This window comes from Nocardia spumae (assembly GCF_020733635.1).
In the GTDB taxonomy this organism is placed as follows: domain Bacteria; phylum Actinomycetota; class Actinomycetes; order Mycobacteriales; family Mycobacteriaceae; genus Nocardia; species Nocardia spumae.
Window position 1 is genome coordinate 448,370 of sequence record NZ_JAJFZL010000001.1, and the last position, 13,691, is coordinate 462,060.

13 protein-coding genes are annotated in these 13,691 nt (G+C 68.1%); 5 read left to right on the top strand and 8 right to left on the bottom strand.

Annotation, left to right across the window (positions count from 1 at the left end; all coding sequences use genetic code 11):
* Nucleotides 1–38: 38 nt before the first annotated feature.
* From LKD76_RS02000 to LKD76_RS02010, 3 genes are all read right to left on the bottom strand, one after another.
* Nucleotides 39–209, bottom strand: coding sequence for a DUF2613 domain-containing protein (locus LKD76_RS02000; protein ID WP_227979209.1), 171 nt, complete (start codon nucleotides 207–209; stop codon nucleotides 39–41).
* Between the two features lie 105 nt (nucleotides 210–314).
* The gene (locus LKD76_RS02005) at nucleotides 315–1,415 is read right to left on the bottom strand and encodes an isochorismate synthase (protein ID WP_227979210.1); all 1,101 of its coding nucleotides are present in this window, start codon (nucleotides 1,413–1,415) and stop codon (nucleotides 315–317) included.
* Between the two features lie 76 nt (nucleotides 1,416–1,491).
* A complete protein-coding gene (locus LKD76_RS02010; protein ID WP_227979211.1) occupies nucleotides 1,492–1,989 on the bottom strand; it encodes a universal stress protein in 498 nt (165 codons plus the stop codon).
* A 603-nt stretch (nucleotides 1,990–2,592) separates the two neighbouring features.
* On the opposite strand from LKD76_RS02010, the gene LKD76_RS02015 reads away from it, so the two are divergent.
* Nucleotides 2,593–3,042: a VOC family protein gene (locus LKD76_RS02015; RefSeq protein WP_227979212.1), complete on the top strand. Its 450-nt coding sequence runs from the start codon at nucleotides 2,593–2,595 to the stop codon at nucleotides 3,040–3,042.
* A 19-nt stretch (nucleotides 3,043–3,061) separates the two neighbouring features.
* On the opposite strand, the gene LKD76_RS02020 is transcribed toward LKD76_RS02015, so the two are convergent.
* Nucleotides 3,062–3,409: a DoxX family protein gene (locus LKD76_RS02020; protein WP_227979213.1), complete on the bottom strand. Its 348-nt coding sequence runs from the start codon at nucleotides 3,407–3,409 to the stop codon at nucleotides 3,062–3,064.
* Nucleotides 3,410–3,539: 130 nt separating this feature from the next.
* Between LKD76_RS02020 and LKD76_RS02025 the strand changes: the two genes are divergently transcribed.
* A complete protein-coding gene (locus LKD76_RS02025; RefSeq protein ID WP_227979214.1) occupies nucleotides 3,540–4,454 on the top strand; it encodes a sigma-70 family RNA polymerase sigma factor in 915 nt (304 codons plus the stop codon).
* A 94-nt stretch (nucleotides 4,455–4,548) separates the two neighbouring features.
* Here the strand turns inward: LKD76_RS02025 and LKD76_RS02030 are convergent, their stop codons facing one another.
* Nucleotides 4,549–5,886, bottom strand: coding sequence for an acetyl-CoA C-acetyltransferase (locus tag LKD76_RS02030; RefSeq protein WP_227979215.1), 1,338 nt, complete (start codon nucleotides 5,884–5,886; stop codon nucleotides 4,549–4,551).
* Nucleotides 5,887–6,139: 253 nt separating this feature from the next.
* On the opposite strand from LKD76_RS02030, the gene LKD76_RS02035 reads away from it, so the two are divergent.
* The 3 genes from LKD76_RS02035 to LKD76_RS02045 all read left to right on the top strand — a co-directional run bounded on the left by LKD76_RS02035 (nucleotide 6,140) and on the right by LKD76_RS02045 (nucleotide 9,372).
* Complete coding sequence (locus LKD76_RS02035; RefSeq protein WP_227979216.1) at nucleotides 6,140–7,501, top strand: 3-oxoacyl-ACP reductase; 1,362 nt, start codon at nucleotides 6,140–6,142, stop codon at nucleotides 7,499–7,501.
* Between the two features lies 1 nt (nucleotide 7,502).
* The gene (locus LKD76_RS02040; RefSeq protein WP_227979217.1) at nucleotides 7,503–8,378 is read left to right on the top strand and encodes a MaoC family dehydratase; all 876 of its coding nucleotides are present in this window, start codon (nucleotides 7,503–7,505) and stop codon (nucleotides 8,376–8,378) included.
* Between the two features lie 367 nt (nucleotides 8,379–8,745).
* Nucleotides 8,746–9,372 carry an MspA family porin gene (locus LKD76_RS02045; protein ID WP_227979218.1) on the top strand — a complete coding sequence of 209 codons (627 nt, stop codon included), beginning with the start codon at nucleotides 8,746–8,748 and terminating at the stop codon, nucleotides 9,370–9,372.
* 372 nt (nucleotides 9,373–9,744) lie between these two features.
* On the opposite strand, the gene LKD76_RS02050 is transcribed toward LKD76_RS02045, so the two are convergent.
* From LKD76_RS02050 to LKD76_RS02060, 3 genes are all read right to left on the bottom strand, one after another.
* A complete protein-coding gene (locus LKD76_RS02050) occupies nucleotides 9,745–11,241 on the bottom strand; it encodes a DUF5685 family protein (RefSeq protein ID WP_227979219.1) in 1,497 nt (498 codons plus the stop codon).
* Between the two features lie 108 nt (nucleotides 11,242–11,349).
* A complete protein-coding gene (locus LKD76_RS02055; protein WP_227979220.1) occupies nucleotides 11,350–11,949 on the bottom strand; it encodes a TetR/AcrR family transcriptional regulator in 600 nt (199 codons plus the stop codon).
* A 90-nt stretch (nucleotides 11,950–12,039) separates the two neighbouring features.
* Nucleotides 12,040–13,215 (bottom strand): glycoside hydrolase family 3 N-terminal domain-containing protein, encoded by a 1,176-nt coding sequence (locus LKD76_RS02060; protein WP_227979221.1) that lies wholly within the window; start codon nucleotides 13,213–13,215, stop codon nucleotides 12,040–12,042.
* Between the last annotated feature and the right edge of the window lie 476 nt (nucleotides 13,216–13,691).

Consider the following 13,691-nt stretch of genomic DNA (forward strand, 5'->3'; position numbering starts at 1 on the left):
ACGGGAGGTCGGCGGGTAGGGCAGCGGTGGTACCGGACTCAGCGAGCGCCGTACTCAACGTTGTTCAGCAGCGATGACGAGGCGTCTCCACTGCGATCCACCTCGGGCCGCGAGTTCTGTGCCGTCGCCGTCACGACGATGAACACCGCGATCACACCGAGCAGAGCTCCGGCGACGGCGCTCACGGCTCCCGGGACGGCAAACTTCATCGCGTTCTCCCAACATCGACACAGGCGTCTTCCGAGCCAACCTACAACATGGACGCGTCGAGGCGGGTACGCAGCACGGCAACCCGCGATGCGGATCTCGCCGGATCAGCGCGGCCGATCCGGGACCGAACAGGACAATCCGTGCAACAGGGTGCGCAGTTTCGCGGTCGTCTCGTCCAGTTCGGTGCGCGGATCGGACGCCGCGACGATGCCGCCGCCGCCGTAGGCATGCACGGTGCGGCCGTCCGCGGACAATTCGGCGCAGCGGATGGCGACCACCCATTCGCCGTCGCCGCGCGCATCGCACCAGCCCACCGCGCCGCCGTAGAAACCGCGCGGCTCCTCGATATCGGCGATGGTCCGCAGCGCCAGCTCGGTCGGCGTGCCGCAGACCGCCGGTGTGGGATGCAGTAGCAGGGCCAGGTCGAGCGCGGTGGTAGCGGGGTCGCGGAGGCGGCCGGTGATGGGTGTCGCCAGATGCCACACCTCGGCGGTGTCGAGTAGTTCGGGCCCGTCCGGGATGGTCAGATCCGCGCACACCGGGGTCAGCTGCTCCCGGATCCACTCGATGACGAAGGCGTGTTCGTCACGATTCTTACCGCTGGACAACAACTCTCGGGAGCGTTCGGCGTCGACGGCGGGGTCGGGATGACGCGGCAGGGTGCCCGCCAGCGGCCGCAGCGTGACGGTGTCGCCGTGGCGGGCGACGAGAACCTCCGGTGTGGCGCCGATGAGCGCGGCCCCGGTGCGCCCGGCGGGAGTCAGGTCCACCGCGAAGACATTGGCCAGCGGATGGCGAACCAGCAGATGAGCGGCCGCCACCTCCGCGTCGAGGGCGTCGTCGGCCGCGGCGATCACCGATCGGGCCGCCACCACCTTGCGCAACGGCTGCGCGGGATCCGACAGCTGCTCGACGAGCTTGGTCACCCGGGCCATATGTTCTGCGGGACTGGGAATTTCGGTGATCACCCGGACCTCGGGCAGTGGCGGCACCGCGGCCGGGCGCCAGGCCCCGGCGCTGTGCAGGGCCCGCTCGGGTTCGCACAGGGCGGCCGGATCGCCCGGATCGAACGGGATCGCCCCGACGATCAGCTCCGCCGCGCCCTCGCGCAGGGCCGCCGCTGCCCGCCACGCATCGTCGAATGCGCGCAGGGTGCCGGTCGTGCGGACCGACCCCCCGGGTTGTGCGAGCAGAAATCCGTCCATAGTGCCCCGACCATAGTCCTGTACCGGACCGATCGCGCCGGGGTAGCGACGGAGATCTCATGTGGGCGGGGGCACGTTATCCCGCGAGATCGCTCACCGGAACGGGTTCCTTTCCCGGCGGCACCAGCAGAATCGGCCGGTGGCAATGTTTGAGAACCGCTTCCGCCACACTCGAATGCATCAGGGCCCGAATTCCGGTGGCGCCGCGGGTACCGGCGACGATGATGTCGACATTCAGTTCGTCGGCGACATCGACGATCGCATTCCAGATGGTCGACGTGCATTCGGCGGTGCGCGGCTCCGCATTCAGTCCCGCCAATTTGGCCAGCCGTACGCCCTCGGCATTGATCTGTTTGGCATCGACGTAGGCGATATCCTCGATCTCCTCGTCCGGCAGCCATTCCGGCTGCATCACCCCGGAAAGTCCCGACAACCGCGCGGCCTGGCGCACCATCGGCTCCCAGGCGGTCAGCACCACGGCTTTGGGGGCGGACAGAAATCGCCCGGCATATTCGACGGCCCGTTTCGCGTTCTCGGATCCGTCGTAGGCGATGAGCATCAAGTCGCAAGTCATGACGACCTCCCGGACGCGGTGTGCCATGGGCGTACTACGGCCCGACACTACCTGTGCGATCTGCGGAAATCCGGGATGTCGATTGGTATTTACCGATTCGATCCGAGATCGTCGGCCGCGGCCCCCGAGCGCGATATCGAGCCGGTGCCGGCCCACCCGGAATGAGATTCGTGAGCACCGGAATCCGGGGACGGTCCGCCGTCGGGAAATAGTGTGGTCGACCGCGGTCGGTCTGCGCCTGCAGCGGACGTCTCGGATCGGTGGGACTGCCGACCGGCCGGGGTGCGGCACGGGATCGGTGGTGATCGCCGCCCCCCGCGATACAGGCCGATTCCCGCGCGCCGCGCGCCGCGTCCCGTTCCGATGCGGCCCATGACCGGGTTCGCCGCGTCGCGGTCGAATCGCCCACCCGGGCAGTGTCACTCGGCAACCGGCCGGCGCACCGGCGAATTGCGGCCGCGGGTGAATCACACTCGTGGCTGACAATTCGCATGCGATTCACCGAATCACGTGTAACTGCTGTGATTTCCGGTATTCACTGGAACAACCGACGAACGGAGCCGGCTGCGGCTCCGGGACATCGACCGGGAGCGAGGTTGCATCGTGCGATTGAAAGAGATTGCTACGCCGCAGGATTGGGCCGACACGTATCGGGATCTGTTCGGATTACCGCATGTGCGTGTGACCTCACCGGGATATGTCGTATTACCGCTGGTGGACTCGGTGGCCGCGGTGAATACACCCGAACCACTCGGCGCCCTCGTACTCGGTGAATTGACCGTGCGTGGGATTCCGGGCCCGGTGCTGGTCCGCGAGCATCCGCCGCGCCGAACGTTTCTCGCGGTATTCGACGGAAATCCGGATGTGGACCGCACCCTGCGGTTGCAGCGTCACGGGGTCGATATCGGCTCCCATCGCAGTAATGTCATTCTGCCGACCGGATTCGGCCGGCACACCCACGAGGGACGCTGGTGGGCCCGGGCGCCCCAGCGCGACGAATCGCTGCCGCTGCTGTCGGAGGTCGTCGCGGCGGTGGAGCGCACCGCCGGATAGCGACCGGACCCACCCACCCTCAGGCGATCGGGAACAGGCAGGTCACGGCCAGTGCCAGCAACAGGCACGGCATCGGATACGGCAGGTGCGAGTACCAGCGCGCTCGCAGAATCGTGACCAGGGCGCCGAGGAAGTACAGCACCAGGCCGACGGCGGCGGCGATTCCGATCGGCGGTATCGCCAGCCCGGCCAGCATGCCGAGTGCGCCCAGGGCCTTGATCGCCGCGAGCGGTGCCAGGGCCCGGTCCGGTACTCCGTAGCCGCGCATGTTCGCGCGTACCCAGTCCGGGGCGACGATGTCGACGACGGACGTGCCGAGGACGACGGCGGCTGCGACGACGGTGACGGTGATGTATGCGGTGTGCACGGCTGCACCCTCCTGCTGGTAGCGGCGCCCTGATCTGCGATCGTGAACCGTGGGCCGAGCCCGCGCCGCGGACGAACAGGGCGGATCCGTCCACAGTCGTTCGACGTGCGGCGACCCAGAAAGGTGACCGGTGCGCGACAGGGAAGAGTTGGCGCGGCGTTTCGAAGGCCATCGCGATCTGCTGGGCGATATCGCCTACCGCATGCTGGGCTCGATCGCCGAAGCCGAGGACGCGGTACAGGACGCCTGGCTGCGCCTCGACCGTGCGCACACCGTGCGCGAACCGGCGGCTCCGGAGATCGAGAATCTCGCCGCCTGGCTGACCACCGTCGTCTCGCGGATCTGCCTGGACCGGCTGCGTTCTCGTGCCGCGCGCAAGGAGGATCTCGTCGATCCGGTGGATCGGACCGCCGCCGCTCCCGCGGGTGCGGCGCCGGGCGCGGTCTACGAGGAGCCCGAATCCGAAGCGCTACTCGCCGATTCGGTCGGTCGCGCACTCCTGGTGGTGTTGCGGACCCTGGGGCCTGACGAACGGGTCGCGTTCGTGCTGCACGATCTGTTCGCCGTTCCCTTCGACGAGATCGCGCCGATCGTCGGCCGCACCGCCGCGACCACCAAGAAGCTGGCCAGCCGGGCCCGGCAGCGGGTGCGCGGCGCATCGGCGATCCCGGAACCCGACCTCGTCCGGCAGCGTGAGGTGGTGACGGCCTTCCTCGCCGCGGCGCGGGCCGGTGATATCGGGCGGCTGCTGAACGTCCTGTCTCCCGATGTCGTGCGGACCGCGGATCCGGAGGTGCTTCCACCGGGGGTCGCGTCGCTCGTGCGCGGCGCGACGGCCGTCGCGGAGGAGACGGTGCTGCTGCGCGGCCGATCCCGGGTCGCGGGCCTGGCCCTGGTCGACGGCCGGGTGGGCCTGGTCGTGGCGCCGCACGGCCGTCTGGCGGCGGCTCTTCTGCTCAGCGTGCGCGAGGACCGGGTGGCCGCCTACGAGGTCGTCGCCGCCGCGGGGCGACTGGATGCCCTGACGATCGCGGTCCTGCCCTGATCCGGGGGTCCGGACGATGTCCGGAAGACGACGACGCCGGCCCGTCGGATACGGGCCGGCGTCGTTTCATCGTGCACGCGGGCGTGCTCGGGGATCAGCGCTCCAGGATCGCGACCACGCCCTGACCACCGGCCGCGCAGATGGAGATCAGCGCGCGCCCGGAACCCTTCTCCGCCAACTGCTTCGCGGTCTGGGCGATGATGCGCCCGCCGGTCGCGGCGAACGGGTGCCCGGCCGCCAGCGAGGAGCCGTTGACGTTGAGTTTGCTGCGGTCGATCGAGCCGAGGGCCCCGTCGAGACCGAGGCGCTCCTTGCAGTACTGGTCGGACTCCCATGCCTGCAGGGTGGCCAGCACGACCGAGGCGAAGGCCTCGTGGATCTCGTAGTAGTCGAAATCCTGCAGGGTCAGGCCGTTGCGGGCGAGCAGTCGCGGCACCGCGTAGGTCGGCGCCATCAGCAGGCCGTCGGGGCCCCATACGTAGTCGACCGCGGCCACTTCGCTGTCGACGAGGTAGGCCAGTGGCTTCAGCTTGCGCTCGGCCGCCCACTCCTCGCTACCCAGCAGAACCGCGGACGCGCCGTCGGTGAGCGGCGTCGAGTTGCCCGCGGTCATGGTGGCGTCACCGAGCTTGTTGCCGAACACCGGCTTCAGCGTGGCCAGCTTCTCCAGGGTGGAGTTCGGGCGCAGGTTGTCGTCGCGGGTCAGGCCGAGGAACGGGGTGACCAGATCGTCGAAGAAGCCGCGGTCGTAGGCGGCGGCCATGTTCTTGTGCGACAGGTAGGCCAGCTCGTCCTGCGCCTCGCGGGCGATGCCGAATTCCTTGGCGGTGATCGCGGCGTGGTCACCCATCGACAGACCGGTGCGGGGTTCGGCGTTGCGCGGGATCTCGATGCCCACCATGCTCGGGCGCAACCGGCCGGCGAGCTTGACGTAGTCCTTGTTGTTGCGCGCGCGGTTGGCGTCGAGCATCCACTCGCGCATGGATTCGCTCACCCCGATCGGGGCGTCGGACGTGGTGTCGGTGCCGCCGCCGATACCGGCCTCGATGCGGCCCAGCGCGATGCCGTCACCGACGGTGACGATCGACTGCAGGCCGGTGCCGCAGGCCAGCTGGAGGTCGTGCGCGGGGGTATAGGGCGACAGCTCGCTGCCCAGCACGCTCTCGCGGATCATGCCGTGTTCGCCGACTCGCTTGAGTACCGCGCCGCCGACGACCATGCCCAGCCGCTCGCCCTGCAGCCCGAAGCGACTGATCAGGCCGTTCAGTGCGGCGGTGAACATGTCCTGATTGGAGGCGTGGGCGTAGCGGCCGTCGGAGCGAGCGAACGGAATCCGGTTACCGCCGAGAACGGCGACGGGCCGGGCCTGCTTGGCGTTCGCCGCGCGGGTGCTCGATGGTGTGGTCTTCGCCGAACGGGCTTTGGTAGTCACTCGAGTCTCCACTGTCTCGTCGGGTGTTTTGTTGGTCTACGGCCGGGAATGCCGGGCGCAAGGGCGGGTCGATATCGGTGCCCCCGTCCGACTGCACTGCTGGTTCCGTCGGTTTACATTAAACTTACTCTGGAGTAAGTTAAATGTCGACACCGTACCCCGAAGATGTGCGCTACAACGCGCGGGGTTGTGGGGAAAATCGGCAGCGATCCACACGACACGATCCACACGACACAAGGAGAAGGTAGGAACAGTGGCAGCCAGCAAGAGCAAGGGCGCTCCCAACCTTTACGGTTCGTTCGTCAATTCCGCCCCCGGCGCCTTCCTGGCCGGCAAATTGGGCCTGCCGCAGCCGGAGAAGCTGCGCCGTTACACCCCGGGCGAGCCGGCACTGCCCGGCCCGGTGCTGCTCGGCGGTAAGGGCCGCGTCGCCGACGCCGCGCGCACCCAGCTGTCGGACTACACCTTCGTCGACGCCCCCACTCAGGGGGTGAAGCTCGGCGCCCTGGTCTTCGACGCCACCGGCATCGGCACGGTCGAGGAGCTGTCGCAGCTGTTCGAGTTCTTCCAGCCGGCCATGCGCTCGATCGCCGCCTCCGGCCGCGTCCTGGTCGTGGGCACCACGCCGGAACTGGCCGGCAGCGTCGACGGGCAGATCGCCCAGCGCGCGCTCGAGGGTTTCACCCGCAGTGTCGGCAAGGAGCTGCTGCGCGGCGCCACCTGCAACCTGGTCTACCTGCACCCCGAGGCGGCGGCGACGGCGACCGGCCTCGAGTCCACGCTGCGCTTCATCCTCTCGGCCAAATCGGCATTCGTCGACGGCCAGGTCTTCCGGGTCGGTAAGGACGACAACGCCGCCGCCGGAATCGACTGGACCAAGCCGCTCGACGGCAAGGTCGCCGTGGTCACCGGCGCCGCGCGCGGTATCGGCGCCACGATCGCCGAGGTCTTCGCCCGCGACGGCGCGACCGTGATCGTCGCCGACATCCCGGCCGCCGGTGAGGCGCTGTCGCAGACCGCCAACAAGGTCGGCGGCACAGCCCTCGCGGTCGACGTGACCGCCGCCGACGCCGCGGACAAGATCGCCGAATTCGCCACCGAGCGCTTCGGCGGCATCGACATCATCGTCCACAACGCCGGTATCACTCGTGACAAGCTGCTCGCCAACATGGACGCGGGTCGCTGGGACTCCGTGCTCAACGTGAATCTCGCCGCGCCGCACCGCATCACCGAGGGCCTGGTGGCCAAGGGTGCGCTGAAGGAGGGCGGCCGGGTCATCGACGTGTCCTCGATCGCCGGTATCGCCGGCAACCGCGGCCAGACCAACTACGGCGCGTCCAAGGCCGGTGTCATCGGCATGGTGAACGCCGAAGCGCCGAAGCTGGCGGAGAAGGGCATCACCATCAACGCCGTCGCTCCCGGCTTCATCGAGACGGCCATGACCGCGGCCATCCCGGTCGGTACCCGCGAGGCGGGCCGCCTGTTGAGCTCGCTGCTGCAGGGCGGCCAGACCGTCGATGTCGCGGAGACCATCGCCTACTTCGCCAGCCCGGCCTCGAACGCGGTGAGCGGCAATGTCGTTCGCGTCTGCGGCCAGGCCATGATCGGAGCCTGACGTGGCCAACCGCACCCAGACCATCTCGCTGAACGAACCTCCCAAAACCGGCAGTCTCTACCTGAAGGCCGCGCTGGGAGCCGTTCCGCTGCCGCTGGTTTCGGCGCGCAAATCCGAGATCCCGGATCGCGCGGTGGAATGGAACGACGTCCGTGTCGATCCCGATCACCTGGCCGCCTACTGCCATGCGACCGGGCTGCGCTTCGGTGATTCGCTGCCGCTGACCTACCCGTTCGTGCTCACCTTCCCCGTGGTGATGCAACTGGTCGTGGCCCGAGACTTTCCGTTCGTCGCGGTCGGCGCCGTCCACGCGGAGAACCTGATCGAGCGCACCCGCGAGATCTCGGTCAGCGAACCGCTGGACATTCGCGCTCACGTGGAGAATCTGCGCGAACACCCCAAGGGCCTGCTGGTCGACGCGATCAGCGAGATCCGGGTCGGCCGGGAGCTGGTGTGGCGGCAGGTCACCACCTTCCTGCACCAGCAGCGCACCTCACTGTCGGGTGGGCCCAAATCCGCGCCGAAGCCGGACGAGGTACCCCCGCCGCCGCTGCGCACGCTGAAAGTGGACCAGGCGATGATCCATCGCTACGCCGCCGCGTCCGGTGACCGCAATCCGATCCACATGTCGGCGTTGAGCGCCAAGGCCTTCGGGTTCCCGCGCGCGATCGCGCACGGGATGTGGTCGGCCGCGGCCATCCTCGGCGTCATCGAGGGCCGGGTGCCGGCGCAGGCCTCCTACGCGGTGAAATTCGGTAAGCCGATCCTGCTGCCGTCCACGGTCAACGTCTACGCGGACCGGACCGCGGAAGGCTGGGATCTGTCGTTGAAGAACCCGAAGAAGGGCTACCCTCATCTGACCGCCACCCTGCACTGACGCCCGAGCGGGCAGCGACTTCGGCCACCGGCCGGATAACGAGAGCCGCACATCTTTTCGGCGGCCACATATCGAATCGCATGGGGGATTCGATAGGCGGCCGCACCGAAAAGGTGTGCGGCTCTTGGCGTATCGGCAGCCGCCCGCTCCCGTGTGACCAGGTGAAACATCGTGTCAGGGCGTTGTCAGTGCGGTGTCAGGCCGGTCGCTGACAGTTGCCGCATGACGAATCGCAGCATCCACCTGAATGGACGATTCGCCGCTCCTCGACGGGTAGCGGTGTCAAGATTCACGAACTGTCGATGTCACAGCTGACGAGCCGTCGGCGTCGTACGAGAAACACAGCTAACAAAGGGACATGTTCGAAATGAGACGCTCTATCGTCGCGCTGCTGAGCCTGGTCGCAGCGGCACTCGTGATCGGCACCTCCGGGGCCGCGTCGGCGGATCCGGTAGCGGACACATCGCGCGAGGTCATCACCGACGACGGGTGGCAGGTGCGAATCAGCAAGGTCGAGGAGAAGGTGGATCGTGTTCCCAACCTGGCCGCCTCACCGTTCACCCGGGAGGGGTTCGTCGGTCTGAAGGCTGTCGCCGACATCACCGGCGACGGCAGGGTGCCGGTCGACTCCGGCACCCTGACCCTGGGTTACCAGATCGGCTGCCAGGTCGATGTGTCCAATGGTCTGACCGTCGGGCTGTCCGGGGCGATAGGGCCGAACATCGGCATCTCGGTGGGCGGCGTGAACGTCGGTGCGAGCGCGCTGGCGATCCCCAGCGTCTCCTTCTCGCCCAAGCCGGGCGCCATCACCACGGTGCCGTTCGGGACGAAGGCGCTCAGCGGTGCGCATGCCTCGATCACCGCTGACCAGGTGCAGATCAAAGTCGATTCCTGCGCGGGGCCGGTGAGCCTGCGCTCGTACGCGATCGTGTCCACCTCGACCGCCGAGGCCGACAATTCCGTCGCCGTATACGGCGACCCGATCTGGCTGTGATCGCGATGCGCGCCAGGTATTTCCACACGATCGCGATCACGATGGCGATCTCCGCCTGTTCGGTATCCGTTGTCCGAGCCGCCCCGGCACCGCCTGCCGCCACCTGCAGCGGCGCGCGCGCCGGCTCGGCACAGTGCCCGCCCGGGCAATCCGGAGGTGATACGCGCTCCGCACCGGCACTTCCTCCGCTGATGCTGAATCCGCCGCCCCGGACTCCCAAGGGTCCGACGCCATCGGGTACGGCGTCCGCGCTGACCGCGCCTCCGCCCGGCCCGCCTGCCGCACATCCCATCGTCGAATAGCCGAAGGCCGCCGCGTGTCGAATCGCATGGGGATTCGACACGCGGCGGAACGGAAAAGGTGTGCGGCCGTTCAGCAACTGCAGTCGCAGCCGCAACAGTCGCAACCGGCGCAGCAGTCACCGCAGCTGCAGCAATCACCGCAATCACAGCAGTCGCCGCAATCACAATCGCACCGCTGGATCCACGCCTCGCGGTGTTCACCGCTGCATGGACGCCGGTGGCCGGCACAGCAGGCGTATCCCGTGCAGTAGACACCGCAGATGATTCCGAGCCCACCCCAGAATCCCGGTGGTTCGGGCGGCTCTCCGTGGGGTGGGCCGGGTGTGGGCGGATGCGGATCGGTCGAGGGGCGATCGCTGAACGGGGGCGGAATATCGGCGGGCGGTGGTCCGGGCTCGGGGTACGGGGTCGCGTACGGATCCGGTCGCGGTCCATGGGGATTCGGGTCAGCGGGCGGTCCGGGCGCGTAGGGCGCCGGAGCCGGATACGGATTACTCCGGTACGGCTCGGGCCGATACGGGTACTGCGACCGCGGCACCGAGGCCTGCCCGCCGGACAGCCGGATCCGGCCCGGGGCGCTGGGGAAGCCGAGCAGCCGGGCAGTGGCCGCGCCGTCGGAGGTGCCGGACAGTGCCCGGCCGTTGCCCTTTCCGCAACCGCGGCGGTGCGCGGTATCGGCGCACAGCGCACCCGCGGCGCGGCCGAGGGCGCGCACCACCGCGTGCAGCGGATCGAGCAGGAGCCAGCGAATCGTGGGAACATCGGCCAATCCGGCCCGCCGCAGGGATCGGCGAATCACCTGCTGCGATTCGCGCAACAATCCGTAGGCCTGCTCGGTACTCACACCGGTGGCCGCCAGCGGATTGAACCGGCCCCGGCGGCGGTCGTCGTCGAGATCCTCGATGGCGTCGGCGAGATGAGCGATCCGGCCGAAATGCCATCCGGCCTCGCGCAGCGCGGAGGCGTTCTGGGGGCGGCCCGCCAGCACCGCGCTGTGCGCGAACAATTCGCCCGCGCACAGCTGGGTCGGCTGGGTCAGCTCCGCCAACGCGGCGGTGCCGGTGCTGCCCGGACCCCGAAGTGCCACCGCCCGTTCGATTTCCGCTTGCCGCCCGATCGCGGCGATGAGCGGTTCGATATCGAGGTCGATCCGTGCGGCACCGGCCCGGGCCGAGGCGAACCAGCGTTGCGAGGTCCGCCGTATCGGCCGCCGGGTCAGCGGCCCGGCGTCGCCGTCGTCGACCCGGTCGTGAATCTTGGCCGCTCCCAGCAACAGTGACGCGGTGGTCGCCAGCCGCACCCCGGGGGAATCGGTCGCGGCGACCGTCGCGCGCCGCATTCCCCGCAGCGCGCACGGCCCCGCCTCCGCGCGTGCCGCGGCGGTGTCGCTCTGCGCCTCGGTGAGCGCGTTCAGCACGATGGCATCGGTATTCGTCGCGGTGCGGGCCAATTGGCCGTGATCGTCGCGCAGGCCCAGGCACAACCCGCACATGTGGGTGCGCCAATCCGCGGCATTCAGGCCGTATTTCGCCGCGCTGTGCGCACACGGCGTGAGAAGTCCGAACAATTCCGCCCCAAAGAAACCCCGGTCGCATCGGCTGTCCGCTGCGTCTATGCGATTCGCACTCTGGCAGGTGCCGCCATGCCGTGCAAATCGGGCACTATCGGATTCGGGTTATTCGGTCTTCTTCTTACCGGCCAGGCCGCGCCAGGCCAGGTTGTCCAGCAGATCGACCGCATCGGAGACGTCGACCCCGCCACTGGCGATACGGTCCGCGATGGCCTCGCCCGCGCCGATGACCGCGGCCGCGACGATATCGAAATCCGTTCCGGGTTCGGCGTATTTGGCACTGGACTCGAGCAGTTTCGCGGTCAGTTCGATGATCCGCTCCCGGCTGGTGGCGATCTCCGAGGCGAACGGTTGCTGTCCCAGCGCCTGCCGATACAGCACCGACCACGACAGCCGGTTGTTGTCGACGTAGGACAGGAATGCCTCGAGTCCGGCGCGCATCTGTTCGTGCGGGGTCAACTTGGGATTGCCGGCCACCGCGACCGCCTCGATGAAGCGTCCGCTCTCGCGCTGGATGCAGGCCCGGAACAGTTCGTCCTTGGAGCCGTAGTACAGGTACAGCATCGGTTTCGAGATCTTCGCCTCGGCCGCGATGGCGTCCATCGACGTATCGTGATATCCCTTACGGGAGAAGACCTCGACGGCGGCGTCCAGCATCTGCTGCTCACGAACCGCCCTGGGAAGCCGCTTCGTTCCGCCTGCCATGTACTCTCCTCGCCGATATCGAAATCCCTATCTTACTCCAAGGTAAGTTCCGGGGGACGGCGAATTGCGGCCGATTCGCTGCGGCCCGGCTCAGCAGGGGAGCTGAATACCCTTGAACTTGGCCACCCGCAGGACGGAATCGTCGATCTGCTTGGTGGTCAGTTTGCCGTCGCGCACCTCCTGCTCGAGCCGGTCCAGCACGGAACTCACCGCATCGGTGCTGATCCACAGGGCGTCGTCGGCGCCTGCCTCGAGTGCTGCCGCGACCGCGTCCTCGATCCCCATCCGGGCGGTGATGGCCGCCATACCGCTCAGGTCGTCGGTGAAGATGGGGCCGTTGTAGGGGGCCGCGCCGTAACCGGTCCCCTGCCGCAGCAGCGTCATCGCCTGCGGGCTGATGCTGGCCGGAACGTTGGGGTCGGTCAGGCCGGGCACATCGAGGTGGCCGACCATCACCGCCGCGCCCGAACCGATCAGATTGCGGAACGGCACCAGATCCACCTGCTGCATCTGATCCAGCGGCGGGGTGCGGACCGCACCGGTGTGCGAATCGCCCGAACCGTGGCCGTGTCCCGGGAAGTGCTTCATGACCGCGCCGAGGCCGGCATCGTGCATGGCCCGGATGTAGGCGTCAGCGTATTCGGTGACGACCTGCGGATCCTCGGAGTAGGACCGATCGCCGATGACGGCGTCGTCGGGTTCGTCGCTGACATCGACATCGGGCGCGAAGTCGACGGTGATGCCGAGGTCCTTCATCGCCCGGCCGCGCTCGAGGCTCTGCTGGTAGTACTCGTCGGCCGACATCGTCTGCGCGGCCGCCCGGGCCGAAGGGGCGGGCCCGATCCGATTCTTCAGTCGCGAGACCCGGCCGCCCTCCTCGTCGATCGTCACCATCAGCGGTGTGTGCGCGGCCGCCTTGACCTGGTCGAGCTGTTGATCGGCCAGCAGGGACTGATCGGTCCAACTGCCGACGAAGATACCGCCGACCTGTTCGGCGCGCACGACCTGTTCGGCGTCCGCGGTGCTCTTCACGCCCACGGTGAGCAGCTGCGCCAACTTCTGCCGGGTGCTGAACTGCGCGAGATAGCCTGCGGCGCAGTCCTGCTGGTTGTTACCGGTGGTGGCCGTCGCGGCGGTGTCGCGGGTGGGGTTCGTGGTGCCGGGTGCCGCGCTCGGACCGGTCGTGGAGGTGGAGCTGCCTCCGCCGGAGCACCCCGCGAGGGTGACTGCGGCGACTGCGAGAACGATCCCGGCAACGTTGCGCATGGACCGACCGTAGTCGTTCGCGGGCGCGGAACCTACCCGCGGCCGTCATCCGCACCCCGCTCCCGGATTGCGCACCGGCGTCCCGACCGTCGGCCGTGCCCCGCCGCGGAGGGTGTGACGCCGCGACGGGCGCCGAGGTGCCCTCGCGTTCGCACCGGCGCGATACCAACGTTACCGAATTGTGATATCAATCATCGGAAATGTCCGGTTCGCACGCTTCGCGTTCGTCGAATCCGGACCGGCGAAAGGTCAATAACCAGCTACTTCCGTTCGGTATGAGAAACGGAAATCGGCACATGGGCCGGAGTGGCGCTGAATACCTGCTGTAACACCTATTGATAACCTCTCGGTAACCTGAAGGTCGGTAGCCATTGCGCGGCTATTCGTGCAGTCATTGTTTACAGCTATTGATTCGCTACCGATCGCGGAGGATATCTGCCGATCCATCGTCGAACCGATAGCGGAAGGCTGAAAAA